The following is a 26,180-nucleotide window of genomic DNA, read 5'->3' as shown; positions in this document are numbered from 1 at the left end:
CACTTTACTTCAACATTTACATCCTACAATTATAAAAGCACTTATTCATTAGAATGTTAAAAGAAAAACGCTGCAAAACCGCATTGGCTGCAACGTTTCTCATTCCATATTTAATTGTATTTTGGACATTCATCTGTCCTTTGTTTCGACTTCCTTTATCTCTCTTGCGGTAGCGGTGACGATTTGCAATCCCTTGTCGCTTATATCATCGAGCAGACTATCAAGCTGTCTGCGCTGCGTGGATTTAGCTGCTTCTTTATTTTGAAAAAAGAATTGGTCTACCGATACATCTAGAAGAGTAACAAGTTCATAAAAGATTTGAAGGCTTGGGTGCTGTCCGCTGTTTTCAATGGACGCAATATATCGAGGGGCAATGTTCATTTGGTCTGCTAACTCATTTCTTGATAATCCCTTTACCTTTCGAGCTTCTTTTATGGCTTGACCGAAAGCCTTAAAATCATATTTGATTTTTTCCTGCTTCATATTATTTCACCCTATTACATTTTACTGTTCACCTTACCCTCTTAGATATGATTACACATATCATGGCGTTGACTTAAACAAAGCATATTTTTACTTTGTTTTATCTTGACATAAAAAAACAACCGTGATACACTATTATAAATTTGAACAAAAAAGGAGGCTTACGTGTGTTAATTCGTATACGCAAATAAAGCAATAAAAAAGCAGAACTATCTATCCACATTGTGGGCTTTTTTCGCTTGCGTTTACGAATAAACACGTGCTTATACATTATGTGACTGTATAGTCGCATAATGTTGGTTTGCCTTGTTTTGTAGTGATGCAGATTAATGCCCTTTTGTGGGTGTTAACCTGCATTTTTTATTGCACAAAAAACAATGAGTTATGCAATAAAAATGTTTGGAGGAATAAATATATGCAACGAAATAAAAATTTATGGAAGAAAGATTATTTTACAATATTGATTGGGCAAGGATTCTCCCTTATAAGTAGTGGAATTTTGCAAATGTCAATTATTTTTTATTTGACAGCAGAAACAGGTTCTGCAATGGTGTTATCCATAGCAACACTGATTGGTTTCTTGCCGCAAGCGCTTATAGGGCCGTTTGCTGGCGTTTTTGTTGATCGGCATAGCCGAAAGAAAGTAATGATTGGAGCTGACTTAGTTATTGCTGCGGCTGGGGGGGTATTAGCAATTGTTACCCTCTATATGGACTTACCAATCTGGGTAATCATGGGGGTTTTATTTGTCCGAAGTATGGGAACAGCGTTTCACTCGCCGGCATTGAATGCAGCTACACCACTACTCGTGCCAGAAGATCAACTGACAAAGTGTGCGGGATATAGCCAAACTATACAAGCCATAGGGTCAATTATTAGTCCGGCCGCCGCCGCATTCTTGTATACTGTTTGGAACCTAAATCATATCGTTCTTCTTGATATTGTTGGTGCGGCTATAGCTTGTATTTCCGTGGCGATTATTGCAATTCCTAATCCATTGCCGAGTAGCATTGAAGAAAATGTCATGCAGGAAATGAAGGCGGGGTACATGGTCTTAAAAGAGAATAAAGGTCTGTTTGCTTTGCTTTGGATTGGCGCATTATATATGTTCTTTTACATGCCGATTAGCGCGTTATATCCTCTGATGAGTATGGGATATTTCGGCGGAACACCTACTCATGCTTCAATAGCGGAAATTGCCTTTGCTATTGGAATGTTGGTAGGAGGGGTCATATTAAGCGTTTGGGGTGGTTTTAAGAAACGTACTTTTACCATTGGTGCATCGGTTCTTATGATGGGAATTGGTGTTGCCATATCTGGAATACTTCCCTCAAATGCCTTCATTGCCTTTGCGATATGCTGTATGGTTATGGGAGTGTCAGCTCCATTTTATGGAGTGCAAAATGCCCTATTCCAAGAGAAAATTAAACCTGAATATTTAGGGAGGGTCTTTTCTTTGCTTGGAAGTGTAATGTCATTCGCAATGCCTTTGGGCTTATTGTGTTCTGGTCTTTTTGCGGAACAAATAGGTGTTGAAAAATGGTTTTTGATTTCTGGCATAGGAATTATAACCATATCATTTTTGGTGTTTATACTTCCCGTAGTACAATCACTTGATAATCGTACCATATGAAATAGCCTATGCTAAATTGAGCAAAGGAGGGTGGATTTACGATGGGAGTAATTATTTCTGTGTAATAGCAGGGGCTATTGCACGCTAAAAGTGAGCAACTGAAAAATAGCCTTTGCTAATCCTAAATAACATAGAGTGATTAGGAGATGCAAAATGAGCTATATTAATATATATGACGTTTTGCCAAAAGAAATTGTCGAGCAAATCCAAGAATATGTTGACGGTGTTAAGGTCTATATTCCCAAAAAAGCAGATAACCGTAAATCATGGGGAAGCAATACGGACACTAAGCAATTGGTGTCATCTCGTAACCACCAAATAAGGCTTGAACATCAAAATGGATTAACCGTGTCCGAATTAGCTCAAAAGTACTTTTTGGCAGAAAAAACTATACAGAAAATTGTATATTCACGACAATCGACTGAATAACACTAAAGCGCCTAAGCTGTTGATAGCTTATGGCGCTTCTTCTTTTGCCAAACAAGAAGGAGGAATCAATTTCCAGCCCTGAATGGTATGCTAAAGATATATTAAATTATATTGTGCAATTTTAGATATTCTTCCAGAGTGGAGGTGTTTTTTTGGTTGGAAAAAATAGAGAGATTAATCATTCATTACCCATCCATTTTTCTCAAAATTACTTGATTAATGCAATGCTCATAAATAGATTACTTCAACAGTCAAACATCAATTCAAATGATGAGGTGCTTGATATTGGAGCAGGAAAAGGAATTATAACAAAAGCATTACTTGACCGTGGTTGCAGAGTTACTGCTGTTGAGCTGGATGAAAAAAACATATTGTATCTTAAAAAACAGTTCAGCAATGAAAAACGTTTTGCTTTGCTTCATGGTGACTTTATGGAATTACCTTTACCGGAAAGGAGCTATAAGATTTTTTCTAATATACCTTTTTTTATTACATCAGATATTCTTAATAAGATTACACAAGCAAAAAATCCGCCCCTTGATGCTTATTTAATATTACAAAAACAGGCAGCTATAAAATATTGTGGGGCAATGGAAACTACATTAAAATCTCTTTTGCTTAAACCCAAATTCAATATGATGATTGTGCACCGATTTTCTCGCAATGATTTTTCCCCAAAACCAAATGTGGATATTGTTTTGTTGCACATTCAAAAGCGCAAACTTGACGAATTTACCATGAGAGAATTTGAGCTATATCGTGATTTTATTTGCTATTGTTATAAAAATAATAGAACCTTTTCCAAAAAGATTTTTTCGTACAGGCAATTAAAAGAACTGAGAATAAGACATGAAATATCAAATTATCAGACCTCTGCAATAGCATATGAGGAATGGATAATATTATTTAAGTGCTTTTTACAGTATGTCAGTGACGAAAAAAAAACGCAAGTGATAGGTTCATACAGGCAGTATTTGATACAAGAGTCACTTCTAAAAAAACAATTTAGAGGAAGAAAATAGACTTGTAATATGAAACTCGCATTTAACGCAAGGCCGCCGTTTTCCTTTTGAAAAATTGGACAAACGGAGGGTGTTGCCCTTTTTTGTAGACACGGCGGTATCAAGGAGGTATCGCTGTGTTTATTTTTAACTCTCATACTCCACCTAATTTCTATTCATCAAAAAAAGCCTACACCCACCAGCGGGAAATTACGGCTTTCAATATGAACACACACATCATCAAGTAAAGGTTAATATTTCCACTTATGCCCGACTGTATTTTCAGTCGGGCATTTTTGCGTTTATAGAGCCTCGCTGCCGTTCTCCACCGCTGTCCTTTCGACTTCAGCAAACCAAAAAATCGAAAGGATGGTAAAAACCATGAAAACAATTAATCTGAAAGATTATTACCCTTACTACACACAAGACACCTTTGTAGAAGTGACTGATGAGCTATTAGCTGTCTTTGAGGAATTTGTAAGAGCTGAATCAGCATATGAGAGAAAGAAATACCGTTACAAAGCTCATTACTCTCTTGACCGTGGCGATGGAATTGAGCACAACATCTTGTTTGTCTCTCTCTCGCTCGATGAGATTTACGAACGTAAGCTTACAAGCCAGCAACTTCACGCTGCCATTGCTTCTCTGCCGGACAAGCAGGCAAAGCGAATCTATGCTCATTATTTTATGGGCATGAGTAAATCAGCAATTGCTAAAGCAGAAGGCGTAAGTGAAAAAGCTGTCCGTATTGGAATAGAAAGAGGTTTACATACCATAGAAAAATATTTAAAAAGTTTTTTCTAAATCACGTTCCGTTTCACAAGGAAAAAAGTCAGGGTATATAGAGGGAGGTATAATCTTCCCCATGTTCCTTGACAATCGAATATACGATATTTTGAGTACGAAACTTATGTGGCTGAAAAGCAAAGCGATATAATGGGCATCGCCATGATGGCCGCTGTAACACACTTGCCAAAATAGGAAACCAAATAATTGATGAGAGCCTTTATGAGCATGGGTATTACAGCAGTCGGAGCGATAAATGCAGCCATTAGACCGAACGGTGGTACGTTCGCCGCAATAACACACATAAGGGATAATGATACTTTCTCACGACCTCCCACAGACTTGAGGGGGAGTTCCTGCAGTATGCGTGGCTTTTGGGACAAGCACATACGGTACTGTGGGGCTATGATAGCTGTGCCAACAGCAACTCAAAATATCCCCTTTGTCGGGGAGCGTGGCAAATACGGCAAACAGATAAAACTAACCGCACCGCATTTTTGTTTTATGAAAATTTGCGGTGTGCTTGGTTTTACTATAAATAATGAAACGACAAACTTTTCATAAATGTTATCTATGCTTATACTTTATATAAGCAATACACTTGGAGGTGATTGCGAATGGAAAATATCAAAAATATATCTAATCCTACTGATACGGCTGCTGCACCGCCTAATTCTTATGAGAAAACCAAAGCATATCAGGATTTTATTAATGTACTTTCTCAGATTATTGAAAAGCATGGTGCAGAAGTTTTAAATGAGATAAATCATGAGAAGTAAAGATATTTTCCAATAATATATTGGAGGTTAACTACTATGAATAGGAGTGGAAAAAAATGTGTACTTTACCCACGTGTAAGTACCGAAATGCAGGTTGACGGCTTCAGCTTGGACGGACAGAAAAATAGCTTAAAGCGATTTGCAGATAGAGAAGAAATGGAAATCGTAAATATTTATGAAGATGCAGGCAAGTCCGGCAAGTCCATTGAGGGCAGACCCGCATTTAAACAGATGCTTGGTGATATTGAAAATGGGTTAGAGATTGACTATATCTTAGTCTATAAGCTCTCCCGCTTTGGTAGAAATGCAGCCGATATTTTAAATTCTTTGGAACATGTTCAATCCTTTGGTGCAAACTTAATTTGCATTGAGGAAGGAATTGATTCCTCGCAAACAAGCGGAAAGCTTTTGATTTCAGTATTGTCTGCCGTTGCAGAAATAGAGCGTGAAAATATCATAGAGCAGACAATGAACGGACGAAAAGAAAAGGCTCGTCAAGGTGGATGGAACGGTGGATTTGCTCCCTATGGTTACTACCTCAAAGACAAGCAGCTCTATATCCAAGAAAATGAAGCAGAAGCGATACGAATTATCTTTGATAAATATGTAAATGGTAATATGGGATTTTATAAAATTGCAAACTATCTTAATTTGCAGGGTATCCAAAAAATCAAACGTGCCAATGGTACTCTTTCACAATGGAGTACGCATTTTGTCAGAATGATAATCGACAACCCTGTGTACTCTGGGAAAATCGCTTTTGGCAGACGAACAAGAGAAAAAGTCAAAGGTAGTAAAAATGAATACCGCCAAGTACATCAAGAGGAATACATTCTTGCAGATGGTCAGCACGAAGCTATTATAAGTGAAGAACTTTGGCAAAAGGCACATGAAAAGCGTGTAATAACTGGTGTGAAAGCCCCATCAAAAATAGGTCGGGACAGAGCACATTTGTTAAGTGGCATTTTAAAATGTCCTAAATGTGGCGGTCCGATGTATACCAACAAACACGCATGGACAAACAAAGACGGTACCTATAGAGAAATTTACTATTATGTATGCAGTAAAGCTCGTACCGCCAGAGGTAAAAGCTGTGATTACAAAGCAATGCTAAAGAAAACGGATATTGAGCCACTTGTTATTGAAGCAATTAGAGAGTTGATTAAAAATCAAGATTTTGCAACAGAGGTTAAATCAAAAATAGGAAAACAAATTGATACCTCTACTCTTGATAGAGAGCTGAAAAATTATGAAATCAAACTGCGAGAAGTCGATTTGAATAAAACTCGTCTTGAAAATGAAATTGACAGCTTGCCGGAGGATACTCGTTTTAGAGAACGTAAGCTTCACGATATGACGCTCCGACTTGATGGACTGTACGATGTTATTGTAGAGCTTGAAGAAAAAATCGAGGACGTCAAGCTACGCCGCAAGGCTGTGGAACAGGATGCCATTACTTTAGAGAACATCTACACCCTGTTGGCAAACTTTGAAAAGGTGTATGACAAAATCAGCGATGAAGAGAAAAAATCCCTAATTTCTTCATTAATCAAAGAAATAGAGATTTTCCCATGTGATGAATCAGAGCTACCTCTGAAGTCTATTTTATTCAATTTTCCGGTGTATAAGGACGGTGGAGATGTTTACGAATTTTTGTGGGACAAAAGTACGCACGTCTCTGCGCCATACTCCGTAATCATCCACGGTTTCCCGGTTTTTTCCCAATATTTCATCTCGATATCCATCGCTTCCCTGCCGGCTTCCAGATCGCCCCCGAATACATACCAGCCATAATAGCGGTTCACCATAACAATATCCATAGCCGGTGCCACCAGATCCTTTGTATAGTCGTTCTGGCAGCATACCAGAGAAACGGGTCTGTCCTGCGGATCACATGCATGTGCAAGCTGATACAGTGGATAAAAATAGTCATAAGCCTCCTGCGGCTGTTTTTCCGTATCCGGCTCATTAGCAATCGACCACAGTACAACACAAGGATGGTTCTTATCTCTAGCTATCAACTCCCGGATCACCTCCCGGTGATGTTCCTTCGTTCGAAACTTCTGATATCCGTCGTCATTCCATCCGAAATTCAGACCTACTGCCGGTGTTTCGTCGATCACTACAATCCCCTCTCTGTCACAGAGATTCAGCATTTCCTCCGCATAAGGGTAATGGGACGTCCGGAAGGAATTGGCATGGAGCCACTTCATCAGTGAAATATCCTTTACATTATATGCCTCATCCAGTCCCCGTCCATGAACTTCTGTATCTTCATGTTTTCCAAACCCTTTAAAGTAGAATGGTTTACCATTAATGAGAAATTGAGTTCCTTTAATCTCCACGCTTCTGATACCGAAGGTCTCCTGATAGGAATCATCAGCCGCAGTCACCTCCGCCGTGTAGAGGCAGGCCTTTCCCGGCCACCAAAAGTGCGCGTCACGAATGAAAAGCTCTCCCTCTGTGCCCACTCCTTCTGCCGCCACTATGCCGTTCTCGTCACGGATTACGATTTTGGGGGTATCCTTTCCGATGTACTGGATTGTATATTGGACCGATGCATCATTCCCCTGGATTTTCGGAACCAGCACAATATCTTTGATGTAATGTTCCGGGGTTGTGTATATCTTTACGGGACGGTGAATACCGGCATAGTTAAAGAAGTCAAAGTTAGGTGCATTGTGCGGACTCTGTTTTACCGCATTTACGCTGGGAATATCAGGAAGGTCTGCCCCGAAAAATGCAGCGCCTGCTTCATTTCCGATCGGCAGGGTAGAATAATCCACTCTGTTATCAACAGCTACGCACAGAAGGTTTTCTCCTTCGGTAAGGAACCCCTTTATTTCTGCCTCAAAAGGGAGGAAGCCCCCTTTATGGCTGCATACCTCCTTTCCGTTCAGATACACCTTTGATGCATGTGTCACGGAACCAAAGCGCAGGACAAGTCTTTGGCCCAGCATCACTGCCGGGACAGTAACTTTTTTCTGGTAGAATGCCCATCCATAATGATCTCTGTACCGGCTCCCCTCTAACTGGTCGTTGTAAGAAGCGGGTACAGCAATGTTTTCCGCCTCCGTCAGTTCTTCGTCCATCCATCTTTCTTCAAATCCGTGTCCATCATCCAGTTTAAATTTCCAGATACCGGACAAATCCAGTACCATTCTTGATTTATTTATCTGTGGATACAGCATTGTTTTCCTCCTTCTTCATACGTAAACTCTGTAATGTCTCTGTGATTTCCAATACTTTCTTCTTAGTCAATGGATACGCAAAAAGCATAATCAGCGCAATCAAAAGATATGTAATTCCCGGAATAAAGGTCGCCACATTATAAATATGATTCACCGTTGATGCTGTCTGGCGTACTGCCGTGTCTCCCGATGACGAGATATAGCCTACCATAGTCAGTGCAAATCCGCCCAGACCGCCTGCTAACGCCTGTCCTATTTTCCTTGAGAAAGAATACATGGCATAAATTGTTGCATCACTCCTATGTCCGGTTGTCAGCTCCTGAAAGTCTATAACATCCAGAACCAGTGCCCAGACAATCGTATTGAAAAATGCTGCACCAAAGGTCGCACATAAACTCAGTACCAGGTAAACCCACACATTATCCACATGCAGAAACCCTAATAGCAGATAGAAGAAACTGGAAGTCAGCGTTGCGGCCACAATTGCTTCTTTCTTTCCAAATCTTGCAACAATCCCGGTAATAAACGGTGCAAGTGCAAAGGTACAAATTGTCATCAGCAGACCGGCAATAGAGAGCAGGCCTGATTTCTGGAAATAATCCTTGTACACATAGGTATTAATCGTACCTGTAATCTGCTGTGAAAGCAGAAGAACTATTGCCACGATAATCAGTACAATCAAAGGCTTGTTTCTTATCACACCTCTCATAGTTGCCTTCATACTCCCGCCGTTCTTTTTTTCTTCCTCACTCATAACTTCACTTTTGATACGTTCCGTACAGAACCTGTGGCATAAGAAATAGCAGATAAGTGCACATACGCCGAATACAGTCATAATGATCAGGAACCGGATGCCGGAAGGCTTCTCTATTTTTTCACCTGAAGCTAGAACAACCGGTACAAAACAGAACAGCGGGATCAAAGCATTCACCAACGCACTTGAAATGGACGAGCCCACATTTCTAAATGTGGAGAGCGAAGCCCTCTCCGCCGGATCATTTGTCATAATAGATGACATCGAACCATAAGGGATATTGACCGCTGTGTACATCATTCCATAAATGATATATGTAATCACCGCATAAGTTATCTTTGCTTTCATCGTCAGTCTTGTCACAGGCAGGAACAATAGAATGCCGGAGATCACAAGCGGCAGCGCCATCCTTCGTATCCAGGGCCGGAACTTCCCGTCCTTCGCGGGTTTAGACAGATCCACGATCCGCCCCATCATAACATCGGTAAACGCATCCCACACTCTGGCCACTAAAAATATCATTCCAATAACAGTTCCGCTGATTCCCAATACATCCGTATAGAATACTGTTAAAAATGTCCCCACTGAAACGAAAAAGAAATCATTTCCAAAATCTCCAAACATGTACCCGACCTTATCCCGGGTTCCAAATTTTCTCATTCTTCTTTCCTCCAAACCATTTTGATCTGAAGAAAGTATATCACTATTTCCATTGCATTACTTTGTAAAAATTGCTATAATATAGTAAAATAATTGCCTAATTATACAGCTTTTTAAATTCAAAAGGAGAAAAATTGTCATGAAAGGACAGATCTGGCTGAAAGATGACCGACAGGTCATGAATACAAATACATATGAAATATTCCATAATTATACTGATCGTGCGATTGATCTTGATTTTCATATGCATAACTTTTATGAGGTTCTTGTCTTTCTTGGAGGGAAAGTAGATTATCAGGTGGAAGACAAGACTTATCCGCTGCGCCCCGGTGATATCCTGCTCACCAACAGCAGTGAACTCCACCGCGCCATCATCAGAGATGGCAAACCTTATGAACGCTTTGTGGGCTGGTTTCATCCTGATTTTGTCAATAAACTAAACGCCCAGATTATCGATGCAGATGTGGCTGCCTGTTTTGATTCTTCTTCGAAAATGCATTTCAACCTGCTCCATGCAGACAGTGAGACCTTCCATGAGATTGTAAAACTATTTGAACAGCTTATGAAGCCTGCAGACGAGAAAATTTTTGGCGACCGGGCACTTAGAGACTGTTACGCCACGGAACTGCTGATCCTCCTGAATCAGGCTCATCTGAACACGACCATTACCCCTGGAATCCATCTGATCAACAATCCCAAGGTCAATGACGTGATCTTTTATATCAACCAGAATCTATGTGAAGAACTGACACTTGATAATCTGTCAGAACATTTTTATATCAGCAAATACTACCTGACACGGCTCTTCAAGCAGTACACAGGACTCACCCTGCACCAGTACATTCTCCGCAAAAGGCTGAATACCTCCAAAACCATGCTTGCAAATGGATGCGCTCCTTATGATGCCTGTATCGATTCCGGCTTTAAAAATTACTCTCATTTTTCGAAATGCTTTAAAGATTGTTTCATGTTATCTCCCAGCGAATACAGCGAAGCCTATCAGTCAGAGGGAAAGAAAGAATAAAACAATCAGAAAAAGCCCCATAAACATCTCCCTGTTTTAGTCAATTAAATCATTCTGGAATCTGGATAAATGTTCATAAGGCAGAATTACCCTGCCGCGGTATAATCCACAGCCATCATTTATCAAGCTGTTATCTGCGGCAGAAAACATATTGACGTCAATCTTTGACAGCTCCAGCTGCTGTAACTGAACAACCCTCTCGTAAGCCTCATCAAAATATATACATTCCCCGGCCGGTACAGCATTTCTTTCTGCGCGCTCATTATCCTGCCGCTTTTCATACCACAGATGATTTGCCGGGCCTATTTCAGCATAATCATCCATCCCTTTCGTGCGCAACTGAACTTCGATATAACAGCGGGCGCTATTATCATAAAAAGTAATGTGAAGTGACTGATAACCGGAGCTGTTTACATTCGCAATATAGTCTTTATAATAAGGCTGCACAGATTCTTTTAGAAAGGCTGATTTCCTTTCCACCTGACTGCCGGAAACAATTGCAGTAAAACCCCGCTCTTCCAGAAACTCCGGAAGGTAATTTGCAATCTCATATAGATACTTTATTTCTTCCGTTTCCACATCTGTCTCCTCATCAAGGTGGCATTTTGGCATAGAAATTACAATTCTGTAGGCAATCAAATCCCGGAAACAGCTAAGCTTATTCTTCAGTTCCGGAACCGGAGGATACATCCCATGCCCATGATAATAGTCTGATATATATTCCACGACATATCCATTAAACTTTGCCTCTGCCCTGATTAAAGATTTTATCCTCCCTTTAAAGGTAAACGCCAGATACGGGTACTCTGTCGCCATAAACTTATAAAATTCCCTGAGGCGCTGTGATTGAGATGTCAGAAAATCATTATGTTCGAGAAGGTTTGCAATCTGAATTAAAAAGTTGCAGTGCATCAGGTCAACCGGATTATGTGTCCGCCTTGCAGATTCCCGAAGGTCCTCCATGTATTTATACAAGATCTTAATAACTGTATCACCAGAATATAAATAGTCATTTAATTTAATCATTGCAGTGTACCCCGTTTCTTTTTTTTCATTAAAAAGAGGCATAGTTCGTAAACTATACCCCCTTGTACTATGTACAGTATAATTAAATGAAAAATAAATGTCAATTACCGCTTTCAGTTCACTATGCTTCAAAAATGACAGACTGACCTGTGCGGCCAGATTCTCTAACCGCATCCATCAGGGCAAGAACCCTTCTCGTCTCAGGAATCTGAACCAAAAATTCTGTTTCACCCCAATATGCTTTTCTATAATTTTCAAAATAATCTTTATGATTTGTGTTTACTTCTGGAACAGGTTCAGTCAGAATCTTTCCATCTGGCGGAGGTCCAAAAGAACGTGTAGGACCTGCTGCCGTCATGGTTCTTTTATCGCCTGCATTCTGCAGCAGGCCCGCCGTTCGCACAATTTTCCCTTCCGGACTGAATCCATCGAGATAAGCACTTCCTTTGTTTCCACCGATAAACCAATGGCGCTCGAACCATTTGTCATGCATCTTATCTGTCAAATAATAAGTTCCCAGCTCTACTTCTGCTGTTATATGATTATCAAACCGCATAAGAATCTTGAAGTAATCATCCACTTCTTGATTAATGACATTACGAATATCCGCGTAAACATTAGTCAGTTTTGCTTCCGGCATCATAAACAAAATCTGATCCAACAGGTGTACACCCCAGTCATACAACATTCCGCCGCCTTCACGAATATATACATGCCAGTCATGCATGTTGCCGTTAAACCCGTACAAGCTGCTTTTAATAGTATAGATATCGCCTAGTGATCCCTGATCAACTATCGCCTTTGCTGTACAAAAATCGGGGTCCATCCTTCTCTGATGGTGAACAGTAAATCTCACCCCACACTCTCGCGTTATCCTCATCATATCGTCCAGTTCTTCCAGATTCATAGCTACCGGTTTCTCACAGATTATGTCTTTTCCCGCTCTTGCTGCCTGCAAAGCCAGGTCATGATGCTGGTTGTTGTTCGCGGCAATCAGCACAACCTGTACCTCCGGATCCTGAAACAATTCTTCGTTTGAATGATATCTTTTTATACCTTCCTTCACATCCTCAAGCTGCTTCAAATCTATATCAGAAATTCCAACTACCCGGTAGCCATCCATAACGGTAAGCATCTTCTCATGCTCATGTCCCATAAAACCGTGACCTATAATCCCAATTCTAATGTCTTCCATTATCCCTCTCACCTCTAAACAATTAACAGCCTTCTTTGGTTAACATGATGACCAAATTCCGGCATTGAAATTTTACTCTCACAATCAGGATCCAATGCATCCTGCATAACCGGCGGCATGTAGGATGATGTGAAGCAAAATCCCAGTGTCAGGTCATGATACCCCTGCGCCAGTCCATCCTTTTTTTTCACTTTAATAACTGCAGGCTTTGTAACACTCCAATGAGTATCCATATCTGTTTTCATTTCTTCATATGTAAAATCTTTTCCATTAATATTCCAGATAATCTCTTCTCTTTCAAAACGCTCCCCATCTACGAAAAGCGTTCCCGGCCGTAGCTGACTTAAGAATATTCCTCTATAATACGGAAGTCTGACCTTAAACTGAAACCCGGTAACAGCCCCTGCCTCTTCTACATTCCTAAACCCAATCGACTGAATTACGTCCCGTTCTAACATTGTTTACCTCCTAATCTCCCAGACAATTTTTAAGTAAAATGTGATGCTTTCTAAGTGTCTGTCCTACTTCATACCCTTGGTTGTACTTATCATGGCCTTCATACTCACTCAGTAAATACCCGTCCCATTTATGTACCTTCATAATCTCAATAATTTCCCTATAGGGAATGGTTGTTTCTTCAAAATCATCACTCATATTGTTGAATTTTGCATGACAGCAATATATGTATGGAAGTAATGGAATAATATCCTCTGGTTTACTTGCAACAAATCCTGGCTGCCTGCGTTCGCCTTCTTTAAAAAAGTTACGGAACAGACCAAAATCAATGTTTAACCCAAAGTGTTTTGTTCCTGTCTGTTCTATGAAATCCACATAATCTGCCACCAGCTTATTGCTTAAATTTGTCGGTGCATGAATCTCCGGACACATTTTAATATTTAATTCTTCCGCAAGTGGAAGAGCCATTTTAATAATCTCGCGCCAGTTCTTTACTGGTTCCAGATCACCTGATATGACAGGCATCTTCGTCCTCATTACTGTAAACCCAAGCCTGGCAGCAAGGCGCATATCCCTCTTAAGCATCTTATAGGACTCTTCTGTTGTCAAATCTCTATGGCCAAGTACATGGGAGTCGATCCAGTTTCCATATTCCACAGGTACTATTTCATATTTATCTAACAGCCTAAACCACTCCTCCACCCATTCATCTGTCGGATTTGGATAGTTTTCAATATGAGTGTTTGCCAGAATTTCCAGACCATGTGCCCCCATATCAAACATATCTTCCAGACAATCTTCTAAGTTTTTACTTATTCCAAATTCAGCTGAATAGCTATATAATGCAACGCCCCTTTTGGGCCCTTTTTTATTGTATTGATACATAACTGCCTCCTATTTTTCCATCATGCTATTACAATTGTACCTCATGGCCTTCTGCTGCCGCTTTGTAGATGGTGTCAAGAATCTGCGTTACAACGAATGCCTGTTCCGCCTTTACAAGAGGCTCTTTATCTTCTAAAATAGCTTCCAGCCACTGCTTGCATTCTTTATCTGCCGGTGTTCCGCCTCCATTCCCTTCAAAGAATGCAACAGCGCCTGTATCAGAGATATGTTCCTCCGTCAAAATTCCACCTGTTGTCTCATTGATAACCAGGTCATAGGCTTTTCCGCTCATTCCGCCAATCATTTCTGCCCCTGCTTTTGTCCCGCACAAAGTAGTTGCTGCTTCACGAGAATCTTTTACATTTAAAGCCCATGAAGATTCAAGGAAAATTGTCGCTCCATTTTCCATTTTGATATAGCCAAAGGCAGAATCTTCTACTTCATATGCCTTCGGATCCCAAGGTCCGAACATATTGCCCTCTGTAGCTTCCGGAAGATGTCCTAATTTTTCAAACACAGAACCAGTCACTGTTTTTGGCTTATAGTTGTCCATGCACCACAATGTAATATCCAGTGCATGTGTCCCGATATCAATTAACGGTCCGCCACCTTGTTTTGATTTATCCGGGAATACGCCCCACGTAGGAACAGCCCTTCTTCTTACTGCATGTGCTTTAGCAAAATAAATATCTCCGAGTTTCCCTTCCTCGCAGGCTCTCTTTAGTGCCTGAGCGTCTGTACGGAAACGGTTCTGATATCCGATTGTAAACTTTTTACCAGATTTTTTCCACGCATCCATCATCTTTTGTGCATCTTCTGTTGTTGCCGCCATAGGTTTCTCGCACATAACATTTTTCCTTGCCTCAAAAGCTGCAACTGTAATTGGACAGTGTGCTACATTTGGTGTACACACATGTACTACATCAATTTCTGCATCTTTTAACAGTTCTATATAATCTGTATATACTTTTGCATTGTCAGCTCCATATTTATCTGCTGCTTCCTTTGCACGTTCCTCCAAAATATCACAAAATGCCACAATCTCGCATTTGTCTGCCTGCTTGCTTAATGCCGGGAAGTGTTTTTGGTTTGCAATTCCCCCACATCCTATAACCGCCACCTGTAATTTTCCGTTTTTCATAATCACTGCCTCCTGTTATTTTATTCAGATATTTAGTTTTACTTTTTATTCGGCTGCGTTGCGTACTGCAATCTTTTCTCTAATTTCGTCTGCCTCTTTATCAGTCAGCTTCCAGAATATTAGTGGAAGCAGTCCCGCAGCAATAAAGAAGATTCCTGGAACAAGGTTAGCCGCCATATTAATTCCATGCTGTGCTGTTGATGTAATATTTTTACCTGCAACATAACCAAATGCGGCCATTAACATAACTCCGATGGAACCGCCAAGGGCATTTCCCACTTTTGTTGCCAGTCCATAAAAAGCATATGCAACACCATCTGAACGTACTCCTGTCTTTAAGTCCTGATAATCTACGGAATCCGCAACCATTGACAATGTAGACGGGAATCCAAAGCCGGCAATCGCAAAGAAGACATGGGCAGCAATCACCATCTTGATATTGTCGAACGGCACCATAAATATCCAGATAAGACCAATTCCCTTACCAATCAGGCTGGCAACCAGAACATTCCTTTTACCATGCGCTCCAAGTTTGCGGATTAAATAAGGTGCTATAATATTACCAATAATACTTCCAATTGAAGGCAGTGTCATAAGAAGTGCCATCAATGTAAAATTACCCAGACAGTCTCTCACATAGAATGCCATAATACCTATGCGTCCCATATTTCCTGTCATTTGCAGCAGCATTGTAAGTACAATGATCATAAGATACCTGTTTGTAAAAATTACTTTTAAATTCTTTACAATTGAAACTTTTTCCGTGCTGGTTTTTGGCATGATGACTTCTTTTGAATTCTTAAACACCATAAAAAACATAGGCAGGGAGATTACTGCAAAAATTATCGCTGCAATCGTATAACTACTTCCTGAAATCTGTTCTGTACTTCCTGAAATCTTGACCAATATGATGGACGATGCAAAGTTAATCGTCATCATACCAACCTGCATCCCAATCCCTCTTATAGAATTCAATTTGTTCCGGTCACTGTCATGTGTAGTCATTACACCCGCCATTGCACCGTAAGGGATGTTAACCAATGTGTACAGCATACCAGCCCCAATATATGTAAATATAGCCCATACAATGCCTGCTGTACCATTGCCAAATGGAGATGTAAATGTTAATACACTAAACAACCCAAGGAACGGGGCCCCAAATAGAATGTACGGTCTGAAACGCCCCCATTTAGTACGCGTTCTCTCTGCAATTCCCCCCATCATAGGGTCATTAATTGCATCCCAAATCTTTGCAGCCATTAAAATTGTTGAGACAGCCAGAGGCGCAAGTCCTACAACATCCATATAGTACACAGTGAGATATGTTCCCACAAAGCTCCATACGAGCTGACTCGCCATATCCCCCAGCCCATAACTGAAAATACTTTTTTTAGAAAGTTTTTCCATATCATTTACTTCCTTTCTTTTCCTTTGTTTTGATATATTAAGTATAGTAAAATAAAATATATTTGACTTTCCTTTAGAATTTAATTTGCTTTTCATTTTTTGCTAATTTTAAAGAAAAACAAATAGAAGGTGCAAAAAACAGCTTCCATTTTTTGCACCTTCTATCTCTTCTAATATTCATTGATATAAACCATTCTCATTTCATGCGGTTCTAGTTCAACTTGGAATTTAATCTTATGATTTTCACTTCTCTCATGATGTATATAAATTTTTGGTATACAAATATTTTTCAAATAATGAATTTCCTCTTTTCCCAATTCTTCCTGATTTCCAAGCAGCCTCCATTCATCCATAATGCTTCCAAAATGACTGTTGATAACTTCTTCTTTTATCATATACTCCTTGTTGTCATCCAGTTCTTCAATAGTAAATTCAATTTTCTCCTTTTCCTCACTTTGAAACACTTTGGATAAATCTAAATGTTCATTTTCTTTCTTAAGGTAATAATAATAACTATAATCCCTGTGATTAAAACACAGGCACGTAATGGTATTCGCTGAATCTCTTGTTACAATATAATTATTTCCTATCCGCAGGATATCCCTGCCTAACTTTTTCATAAATTCGAACGCATAAAAAGATGGTTTTTTAATTCCATCCTTAGTCAGAAGTCCCCCGCCTCCATATATCAGCTTCCTTGAATCATAAAAAGTATCAACAGCATCTGAACCATGCCAGAAACCAATCATATCCGCCAGCTTCCAAATACTTAAAATGAACTTAATAATATAGGTTCCCCTTGCACAACTGTCCTGTAGAATATTACGGTTAGATATACTATTGGACCACTCTGAGATGCATATTTTGCACTCTATGTTTTCATTTTTAAGCAAAGCATGTACCTTTTCCATATACTTTCTGGCATACAAATAGTCATTTCCCATTTGCAAAGAATAATCTTCCATCATCTTATGAGAATAATCAGCAAAAATTTTCACTGTGAATATTTCTGGAAAAATCCCCCGGGTCTTCAAATCATGAATTACATTTTGAAACTGTACTTCATTGATTTCTCCATGCGGGCTAAGTCCTGCCACCCTCCCATTCCCCAGATTAGACTTAATGATTTTCCAGCCGGCCTCATATGCATCTATATATACATAATCTTTTTCATAATATGGCTCTTTATTCCAGGGAAATTCATAGATCCATTTCTCAAGTACACCCTTGTCATATCTTCTAATCAGATGTTTGATTAGGTGTTCCAGCAGATTCTTCCACTCATCTATCGTTTTCAGATTATACTGCATGTTGGCAGAATAAAGCTCATTATTTCTCCCTGCCATAATCACACGATTACGCTTACCAAAATCTAGCAGGAGCAGTATCTTATTTTGTACAAAAAAATCAAAGATGCGGTCAAGTGATTCAAAGTTAAAATTTTTCCCGGAAAAATCTGTGGAAATCATAAATTTTTCCGAGAATAGATTCCATATCCTAACATACTTAATGTCCAAAACTTGTTTCAAAAATAAAATATGTTCCTGTATAGCAGCTTCACTGACACACGAAGCCTCCCCTATATTGATAATCTCATTGTGATTCATCCACTGCACATGGTTTGTCTGTACCTTGATTGCCACTTTCTTAATATCCCGGTCTTCTTCCCCATTCTCAATTTTTTCATATAAGTTTTTTCTTAACTCTTCTACTTTGTCATTTTCAATTTTCTCATTAGAAGTAAACTCTTCCATCCGTTTTCGAAACTCCGAAGGGGTTATCCCATACTTCTTTTTGAAGATACGATTTAAAACTGAAGGAGTAGAAAATCCACTATCCACTGCAATATTTGTAATTGTTGCGTCGGTTTGGCAAAGTTCATTAGCCGCATTCTCAATTCTCACTTCATTTAAATAATTCACAAAATTCTGACCTGTCTTACTCTTAAAATAACGTGAAAGATATGACTCCGAAACCTGGAAATGATCCGCCACATCAGTCAGACTCAAGGTCTCAAAATAGTGGTGATGAATATAATTTAAAATCCGGTCAATCTTTTCACTCATATGTTCTTTCACATACAACTTCATGCTGTTCTTATCTAGTTTATAATTAGCAGACAACTGGTGTATTATCTGAAATAAAATACTGGCCATCTCACTCAAATCTGATTCTTCAATATTTAAATACCGCAAAATCAGCGTTTCTATTAGAGCTCGTAGTTTTTTATCCTCCTGAGACGGGTACAGCACAGAGTTACACCGGAATATAATATATTCATCTCTAATCAGCTTTCTTAGAAGCCGGTAGGGAATCAATATACGAAATACTATCGTATTACAACAGTTAAAAAGTGTATGGTGTTGATTTGGATTTATGACTGCAATATCATCTTTCCCAATCTGATACTCCTGTTCCTCTTTAACAGAAACTCCATTTTCAACAACGTATAGCAATTCCAGATCCTGATGAAAATGTATATTTTCATTAGAAAGATACATTAATTCTATTTTACATCCCTGTATAGTCTCTTGCTTCATCCTCTTTGCCCCAATATAGCATCTATAATTTCACTCCAATATTCACTTGCCTCTGTGAAGTCCACCTTCATTTCTCCGTGATACATAGTTTAACGTCTCCTCCCTAATTTATAAAGGCTGAAATACGGTCTCTGTTTATCAACATACCACATACCAACTACTTTAACAAGTGTTCAATCATAGAATTTTGGGGCTAGTTTTTATCTATTTATATTTGCCTGTAAAACAGCTTCTTTTATACATTTAATATATGCTTTACTTCCCTCTTCAGTCAGATGAGTTTCATCTTCAACAAAATATTCACCATGTCCTTCGCTTGCTTTATACCAATCCACAAGATATGTATTCTCTGTTGTCTTTGCGAATTCATATATTTCTGTATTGTTTGATTCTTCCCAACTAGCATAAGGTGCCCGGGCTGTAATAATAAAAAGCGGTTTATCAGCTTCAATCATTCCTCTAAGTGTGGGAAGTGAATCATATAGAAGTCCATTTGATCCAAGGGCAAATATCACACCGTCACCATCCCATCCCTTTTCTTTCACATAAGAATCATAAATAGTAAAGCTTTCCGTTGTATATCTGCTGACTGCTGCATCACAAATACTATTTGGAAAAACATCGTAAAATTCATCTGTAGCACCTAAAGCTATTGAATCACCTATAAGTAACAGATCAATATCTCCGGTCTCATCCTGTACCGCCGTACCTCCTTTTGATATTTCTGCTTTTTGATCAGTGATTTCCTTTGCCCTTTCCGCCTGTGTCTCCAATTCCTCGATGTTACTCAATACTTTTTCACGCGGTACAAAAGCAATACACATTATAGCCGCAATCCCGATTATCACAGTAGATAAAACAGCTTTCATGCTTCTTTTTAATGTCATGACCTGTTTTCTTCGTTCTCTTCTTGTTCTGGGGTGACTGTTTATAATATCAATACTCTTTTTGATAACTCCATGTCGTATTGGCGTTTCTATCAATTGGTAGGATAGAGCGGAAAAAATAAGCGTTAAAAAAATTTCAATGAAAATCATCAACCAACCAGATTTTTTACCTCCACTACTTAAAAGTATTACGGGGTAATGCCATAAGTATATTCCATAAGAACGGTCACCTATCCATTTAAAAGGAAAGACACTCAAAACCTTTCCCAGTATACTATTTTTATTTAAAACGGAAAAAATGACCATGACAGTCAGTATTGATGCTATCCCCTGTCCTCCTCTATATAAAAAACTGCTATAGCCATCAAGTGTAATCATCATAAATAGAAGACCTGCAAGTGATGCTATCCCAAGAGTCTCCCTGATAATAGCTGGTGTTACCCAGATTCTATTTTGATCTTCCACTGCAAAAGCTAAAAAAGCTCCAAACAACAGTGAAAATACTCTGGTATCTGTCCCATAGTAAACTCGGCTGGGGTCTTTTGCAGGATCAAACAGAATCCACATCAAAGCTAAAGAAATAAAAGCTAATATTATGGTTACCAAAGCAATTCTATCTTTCTTATTTTTAAATTTAGTAAGAAACATTAGCAATAATGGATATAATAAATAAAATTGCGCTTCAATAGCCAGCGACCAACAGTGAGTTAAAGGAGATGGTGCACCCGCATTTTCAAAATAAGAAACATTATTGAATATCTGCCACCAATTATTATAGCAAAAAATAACAGAAAGAAAATCTGAACAAGTTTTTGTAAATAAAACCCGGTTAAATATGGCGCTTATAAATATGAGTACTGTTATCATTGTCAAAACTGCCGGAAGCAGCCTTCTGATGCGTTTGACCCAGAAATTTTTAAGATTAATTGTATTTGTGCTATCTAATTCTTGCAATAAAATACGGGTAATTAAAAATCCGGAGATAACAAAAAACACCGTAACACCAAGTAATCCCCCTTTTGCAAAAGGCAGTTTAAGATGATATGCAAATACCATTATAACTGCAATGGCCCGCAATCCATCTATGCCATATATGTATTCTTTTTGTTTTCCATAATCTTTTCCTTCTCTTATCATTTGTAAATTCCCCCATAGTCAAATGTACAGGCAAAATTGCACCTGTGAAATATTGCTCTCTGAGGTTCTATTTTAGCCCATTTTGTTCTAAAGCACAATAGACCATTTTGTTCTTCATATAATACTTTTAAAGGAGTGCGAAAATGGTTAATATTGAGCGTATACGTAATCTAAGAGAAGATAATGATTTAACACAGACAGACATCGCTGCACTGCTGAATATAAGTCAGCGTGCTTATTCACATTATGAATCTGGTAATAGAAAACTGCCTCTGGACATCATTATTTCATTGGCAGATTATTACAATTGTTCCGTTGATTATCTATTATGCAGAACTGACAGAAAAGAAATTAATAAATAAATACTTCTTTATATCTTATCAAATACTTGACGTGTATCCGATTTCGGACTAAACTATAAATAACTTTATTTTCAGGGGAGGAATCGCAGATGCAGCAAGAAAGCAAAAAATTATTTGAAATATTCAATCAGCAGTTTAAAGAATTGAATGCAATCTATCACCGGGCAGCCAGCCAGCATGATATTTCCGATAACGAATTCTGGGTATGGTATGCACTTTTTGCTCTGGAGGGAGAACCGTCACAGCAGAGTATATGTGAAATGTGGTCTATTCCAAAGCAGACGGTCAATTCCGTGGTGTCTGGAATGATCAAAAGGGGGCATGTGTATCTTGAAACAATACCGGGTACACGGAATAAAAAGGTCATCCGCCTGACGGAATCCGGGCAAAAATTCGGAGAGAACGTCATTTTAAAAGTTTATGATGCAGAACAGCAGGCCATTGGTAAAATATCTCCCCAGCAGCTTCAACTTTGTACAGACCTTCTGGCAAAATACATTACTTTATTGGATGAGGAGATCTAGCAAATGAAAAAGCAAATCATGTAAAGAAGAAAGGCAGTGAACCCTTCCTTTTCATTGAGCCGCAGTACCATCTTTTGGTATGCGGCTCTTTTTTTGTTCTGTCAGTACTTGACAAGTATCCGATTTCGGACTATAATACAATAGTCCGAAATCGGATACTTTTTATTTTAAACTGTGTCCCATACGACACTGCACAGTAAATCAGAACCGCCGGCCGACGTAACTGAAAACTGTAAGTCCTGTTATTTAGAATGGAGGAATCAGCTTGATCAAAATACTGAAAAATTTAACCAAAAAAGAATGGGGTTTTACCGCCATATGTCTGGGACTCATCATCGTACAGGTATGGCTTGATTTGACACTGCCGGAATACATGGGTGATATCACAGAGCTTGTCCAGACACCCGGCAGCGAAATGAAAGAAATCTTAGCCGCCGGGGGCAGAATGCTGCTGCTGGCCTCCGGAAGCCTTGTGGTTTCTGTTGTCATCGCCGGGCTTGCAGCCCGGATATCCACCAACCTGGCTTCCCGCCTGAGGACTAATTTATTTAAAAAAGTCCAATCGTTCACCATGCAGGAAATTAACAACTTTTCCATACCCAGCCTTATTACGAGAACTACCAACGATATCACGCAGGTCCAAATGCTTGTGGTGATTGGTCTGCAGATTCTGATTAAATCTCCCATATTGGCTGTGTGGGCCATTGTGAAGATTTTAGACAAAGGATGGCAGTGGTCTCTGGCTACCGGCATTGCCGTGGCAGCCCTGCTGGTTGTATCGGTGGTCATGATTGCCCTGGCAATTCCCAAATTCAAACAGCTCCAGCAGCAGACCGATGACCTGAGCCGTGTCTCCAGGGAAAATCTCACCGGGCTCCGGGTTGTCCGCGCCTACAACGCAGAAGGATATCAGGAGAATAAATTTACAAAGGCCAATGACGCATTCACAAACACCAACCTGTTTTCCTACCGCCTGATGGCCGCGCTGATGCCCTCGGTGGAGCTTATTATGAATGGTCTGACCTTATCTGTGTACTGGATTGGCGCTGTACTGATTTCATCGGCAGCGGTAATGGAGCGGCTGCAGATCTTTTCAGATATGATGGTGTTTTCCTCCTATGCCATTCAATTGCTCATGGCATTCATGATGCTGGTAATGGTTTTAATCCTGATTCCCCGCGCCAGCGTATCTGCCAACCGTATCTGCGAAGTCCTTGAGACAGACCCTGCCCTTCGGGACGGAACTATTAACGAGCTGCATACCGCCGAACCCGGCCGGGTGGAATTTAAACATGTAAGCTTCCGCTATCCGGACGCAGAGGACTATGTACTTCAGGATATCAGTTTCCAGGCCAATAAAGGGGAGACGGTTGCCTTTATCGGCGCCACAGGCTGCGGAAAAAGTACCGTCATCAACCTGATACCGAGATTTTACGATGCCACGGAAGGCGGCGTCTATGTAGACGGCATCAACGTAAAAGATTTTACGCAGGCCGCTTTGCGTAATAAGATTGGGTATGTTTCCCAGAAAGCCGTTCTTTTCAAAGGGGATGTGACTTCCAACGTGTCCTTTGGCTCCAATGGAACCGATGGTGTCAGCAAAAAGGCGGTTGTTTCTGCCATCACCACTGCCCAGAGCAGGGATTTTGTAGAAAATATGGAGAATTCCTACCAAAGCTATATTGCCCCCGGGGGCACCAACCTCTCCGGTGGTCAAAAACAGCGTCTTTCCATTGCGAGAGCCATCGCAAGAGACCCGGAAATCCTGATTTTTGACGACAGTTTTTCTGCCCTTGATTATAAAACCGATAAGATTCTGCGAAGAGAACTGCGCCGCAGGGCAGCGGACGCCACCATTATTATTGTTGCACAGCGAATCGGAACTATCAAAGATGCCGACAGGATCATCGTTCTGGAAGAAGGCAGGATTGCCGGTATGGGAACCCATCGGGAATTGATGCAATCCTGTGACTTGTATAAGGAAATTGCCCATTCCCAGCTTTCAAAGGAGGAATTAGAGAATGAATAATGATAAAATTACGGAAAACCAGGCTGCACCGGAGATGGAAGTCTCTGATTTTTCTGGACTGGGAGGAACCGTCCCAAAAGCAAAGGATACCAAAAAAACAGTAAAGGCCCTGCTCTCCTATTCCAAAAAGTATATAGCCATCATCATTATGGCAGTGACCACTGCGATTGCAGGAACTGTAATTGCTCTTGTCAGCCCTGAAAAACTCAAGGATATGACCAATCTCATAACCGATGGTATTATGACAAACCTTGATATGTCCGGCATTGCCAAAATCGGGATTCTTCTGGTTGTTCTTTATCTGTTGAGTACAATCTTAAACACCATACAGGGATGGATCATGGCAACAGTCACCCAGAGAATCTCCCAGAAAATGCGTACAGATATCAGCCAGAAAATCAACCGTCTGCCCATGTGGTTTTACCATAAAAACACCACCGGGGATATCCTTTCCCGCATCACCAATGATGTAGACTCTCTGGGACAGAACCTGAACAACAGTCTGACTACCCTTGTGTCATCTGCCACTATGCTGGCAGGTTCCCTGATTATGATGTTTAAAACCAATTGGGTCATGACTGTCACAGCCATTGCTTCAGTCATCCTTGGCTTTTTAGTGATGATGCTCATCATGAGTAAATCCCAGAAACATTTTGACAACCAGCAGAAATATCTGGGAAAAATTAACGGTCACATCGAAGAAACCTATACCGGACACACCATTGTGAAAGCCTACAACGCGGAACAGCAGATGTATGAGCCATTCAAGAGTCTTAATAAAAAGCTAAACAAGAGCACTTATATGGCCCAATTTCTCTCCGGGCTGATGATGCCCGTCATGACCTTTGTCGATAATCTGGGTTATGTGGCAGTTATTGTGGTGGGCGCCGCTTTAGCTCTGAAAGGCCATATCTCCTTTGGAGTAATCGTAGCGTTTTTGGTGTATGTGCGCTATTTCACCCAGCCGCTCACACAGATTGCCCAGCTGGCACAGGGGCTGCAGATGGCGGTTGCTGCCGGTGAACGTGTCTTTGAGTTTCTGGATGCAGAGGAAATGGCAGACGAAAGTCATAAGAATATAAAGCCTCAGACCGTTACCGGACATGTGGAGTTCAGGAACGTAAAATTTGGTTATGAGGGCACTGATAAGATTATCATCCATAATTTTTCTGCTAAAGCCCGTCCCGGACAAAAGATTGCCATTGTAGGCCCCACCGGCGCAGGGAAAACGACTTTAGTCAATCTGCTGATGCGTTTCAATGAAATAAACAGTGGAGAAATCCTGATTGACGGCGTTCCAATCAGCCAGATGACAAGGGAGCAGGTCCATTCCCTCTTCTGCATGGTATTACAGGACACTTGGCTCTTTGAAGGAACCATCCGGGAAAATATCGTGTATAACAAGCAGGATGTGACCGATGAAATGCTCAAACAGGCATGTAAGGCCGTAGGGCTTCACCATTTCATCCGGACTCTTCCAAAAGGGTATGACACAGTAATCAACGATAAAATCAGCCTTTCGGCAGGCCAGCGCCAACAGATTACTATTGCCCGGGCCATGATTGATAATGCCCCTATGCTGATTTTAGATGAAGCCACCAGCTCCATTGATACCAGAACAGAAGCTCTGATTCAGAATGCCATGGATAAGCTGATGCAGGGCCGTACCTCGTTCGTCATCGCCCACCGGCTGTCTACTATCAAAAACGCTGATATCATCTTAGTGTTAAAAGACGGTGATATTATTGAAAGCGGCAGTCATATGGAACTGATGGAAAAAGGCGGATTTTATGCGGAGCTTTATAACAGCCAGTTTGAGGTTGCTTAAGACAGGAATCGGATATATTCAGA

General features: G+C 40.2%; 22 protein-coding genes and 1 pseudogene. 12 read left to right on the top strand and 11 right to left on the bottom strand.

What is annotated here, in order from left to right:
- Positions 1-129: 129 nt before the first annotated feature.
- Positions 130-483, bottom strand: a complete 354-nt coding sequence (locus tag A8806_RS22415; protein WP_109733396.1) for a helix-turn-helix transcriptional regulator — start codon at positions 481-483, stop codon at positions 130-132.
- Positions 484-898: 415 nt separating this feature from the next.
- On the opposite strand from A8806_RS22415, the gene A8806_RS22410 reads away from it, so the two are divergent.
- From A8806_RS22410 to A8806_RS27060, 7 genes are all read left to right on the top strand, one after another.
- Positions 899-2,116 carry an MFS transporter gene (locus A8806_RS22410; RefSeq protein ID WP_073290562.1) on the top strand — a complete coding sequence of 406 codons (1,218 nt, stop codon included), beginning with the start codon at positions 899-901 and terminating at the stop codon, positions 2,114-2,116.
- Between the two features lie 153 nt (positions 2,117-2,269).
- A complete protein-coding gene (locus tag A8806_RS22405) occupies positions 2,270-2,545 on the top strand; it encodes a CD3324 family protein (RefSeq protein WP_073290564.1) in 276 nt (91 codons plus the stop codon).
- A gap of 152 nt (positions 2,546-2,697) precedes the next feature.
- Positions 2,698-3,567, top strand: coding sequence for an rRNA adenine N(6)-methyltransferase family protein (locus A8806_RS22400; protein ID WP_109733395.1), 870 nt, complete (start codon positions 2,698-2,700; stop codon positions 3,565-3,567).
- Between the two features lie 360 nt (positions 3,568-3,927).
- Entirely contained in the window at positions 3,928-4,350 is a 423-nt protein-coding gene (locus A8806_RS22395) for an RNA polymerase sigma factor (RefSeq protein WP_073290568.1), read from the top strand.
- Between the two features lie 204 nt (positions 4,351-4,554).
- Positions 4,555-4,896 carry a hypothetical protein gene (locus tag A8806_RS22390; protein WP_181368833.1) on the top strand — a complete coding sequence of 114 codons (342 nt, stop codon included), beginning with the start codon at positions 4,555-4,557 and terminating at the stop codon, positions 4,894-4,896.
- 53 nt (positions 4,897-4,949) lie between these two features.
- A complete protein-coding gene (locus A8806_RS26315; RefSeq protein ID WP_181368832.1) occupies positions 4,950-5,111 on the top strand; it encodes a hypothetical protein in 162 nt (53 codons plus the stop codon).
- A gap of 36 nt (positions 5,112-5,147) precedes the next feature.
- Positions 5,148-6,905, top strand: coding sequence for a recombinase family protein (locus A8806_RS27060; RefSeq protein WP_242996232.1), 1,758 nt, complete (start codon positions 5,148-5,150; stop codon positions 6,903-6,905).
- On the opposite strand, the pseudogene uidA reads toward A8806_RS27060, so the two are convergent.
- Both uidA and A8806_RS22375 read right to left on the bottom strand, forming a co-directional pair.
- Positions 6,839-8,272 (bottom strand): annotated as a pseudogene (gene uidA, locus A8806_RS22380) (beta-glucuronidase); the annotation flags it as partial. The gene A8806_RS27060 and the pseudogene uidA sit on opposite strands and share 67 nt — an antisense overlap.
- A 7-nt stretch (positions 8,273-8,279) precedes the next feature.
- Positions 8,280-9,716, bottom strand: a complete 1,437-nt coding sequence (locus tag A8806_RS22375) for an MFS transporter (RefSeq protein WP_109733393.1) — start codon at positions 9,714-9,716, stop codon at positions 8,280-8,282.
- 139 nt (positions 9,717-9,855) lie between these two features.
- Here A8806_RS22375 and A8806_RS22370 point away from each other — a divergent pair, with 139 nt between their 5' ends.
- Positions 9,856-10,740, top strand: coding sequence for a helix-turn-helix domain-containing protein (locus A8806_RS22370; RefSeq protein WP_109733392.1), 885 nt, complete (start codon positions 9,856-9,858; stop codon positions 10,738-10,740).
- 36 nt (positions 10,741-10,776) lie between these two features.
- On the opposite strand, the gene A8806_RS22365 is transcribed toward A8806_RS22370, so the two are convergent.
- From A8806_RS22365 to A8806_RS22330, 8 genes are all read right to left on the bottom strand, one after another.
- A complete protein-coding gene (locus tag A8806_RS22365; RefSeq protein ID WP_109733455.1) occupies positions 10,777-11,766 on the bottom strand; it encodes a nucleotidyltransferase family protein in 990 nt (329 codons plus the stop codon).
- Positions 11,767-11,887: 121 nt separating this feature from the next.
- Positions 11,888-12,961, bottom strand: a complete 1,074-nt coding sequence (locus tag A8806_RS22360) for a Gfo/Idh/MocA family protein (protein WP_181368831.1) — start codon at positions 12,959-12,961, stop codon at positions 11,888-11,890.
- Positions 12,962-12,975: 14 nt separating this feature from the next.
- A complete protein-coding gene (locus tag A8806_RS22355; protein WP_109733391.1) occupies positions 12,976-13,419 on the bottom strand; it encodes a C-glycoside deglycosidase beta subunit domain-containing protein in 444 nt (147 codons plus the stop codon).
- Between the two features lie 10 nt (positions 13,420-13,429).
- Positions 13,430-14,302 carry a sugar phosphate isomerase/epimerase family protein gene (locus A8806_RS22350; RefSeq protein ID WP_109733390.1) on the bottom strand — a complete coding sequence of 291 codons (873 nt, stop codon included), beginning with the start codon at positions 14,300-14,302 and terminating at the stop codon, positions 13,430-13,432.
- Between the two features lie 28 nt (positions 14,303-14,330).
- Positions 14,331-15,443, bottom strand: coding sequence for a Gfo/Idh/MocA family protein (locus A8806_RS22345; RefSeq protein WP_109733389.1), 1,113 nt, complete (start codon positions 15,441-15,443; stop codon positions 14,331-14,333).
- Positions 15,444-15,488: 45 nt separating this feature from the next.
- Positions 15,489-16,850 carry an MFS transporter gene (locus tag A8806_RS22340; RefSeq protein ID WP_109733388.1) on the bottom strand — a complete coding sequence of 454 codons (1,362 nt, stop codon included), beginning with the start codon at positions 16,848-16,850 and terminating at the stop codon, positions 15,489-15,491.
- A 170-nt stretch (positions 16,851-17,020) separates the two neighbouring features.
- Entirely contained in the window at positions 17,021-19,390 is a 2,370-nt protein-coding gene (locus tag A8806_RS22335) for a GH39 family glycosyl hydrolase (protein WP_109733387.1), read from the bottom strand.
- Between the two features lie 200 nt (positions 19,391-19,590).
- Positions 19,591-21,414 (bottom strand): acyltransferase family protein, encoded by a 1,824-nt coding sequence (locus A8806_RS22330; protein ID WP_109733386.1) that lies wholly within the window; start codon positions 21,412-21,414, stop codon positions 19,591-19,593.
- 143 nt (positions 21,415-21,557) lie between these two features.
- Here A8806_RS22330 and A8806_RS22325 point away from each other — a divergent pair, with 143 nt between their 5' ends.
- The 4 genes from A8806_RS22325 to A8806_RS22310 all read left to right on the top strand — a co-directional run bounded on the left by A8806_RS22325 (position 21,558) and on the right by A8806_RS22310 (position 26,157).
- Positions 21,558-21,776: a helix-turn-helix domain-containing protein gene (locus tag A8806_RS22325; protein WP_109733385.1), complete on the top strand. Its 219-nt coding sequence runs from the start codon at positions 21,558-21,560 to the stop codon at positions 21,774-21,776.
- Positions 21,777-21,865: 89 nt separating this feature from the next.
- Complete coding sequence (locus A8806_RS22320) at positions 21,866-22,300, top strand: MarR family winged helix-turn-helix transcriptional regulator (protein ID WP_109733384.1); 435 nt, start codon at positions 21,866-21,868, stop codon at positions 22,298-22,300.
- Between the two features lie 265 nt (positions 22,301-22,565).
- Positions 22,566-24,329 carry an ABC transporter ATP-binding protein gene (locus A8806_RS22315; RefSeq protein WP_109733383.1) on the top strand — a complete coding sequence of 588 codons (1,764 nt, stop codon included), beginning with the start codon at positions 22,566-22,568 and terminating at the stop codon, positions 24,327-24,329.
- Positions 24,322-26,157, top strand: a complete 1,836-nt coding sequence (locus A8806_RS22310; protein WP_181368830.1) for an ABC transporter ATP-binding protein — start codon at positions 24,322-24,324, stop codon at positions 26,155-26,157. Before A8806_RS22315 ends, A8806_RS22310 begins: the two co-directional genes overlap by 8 nt.
- The last annotated feature ends 23 nt before the right edge of the window (positions 26,158-26,180 follow it).

Origin of the sequence: Faecalicatena orotica (assembly GCF_003149245.1) — a bacterium.
GTDB classification, from domain to species: domain Bacteria; phylum Bacillota; class Clostridia; order Lachnospirales; family Lachnospiraceae; genus Faecalicatena_A; species Faecalicatena_A orotica.
The sequence above is the reverse complement of the archived record's forward strand: the minus strand, read 5'-3'. Positions and strand labels throughout refer to the sequence as shown.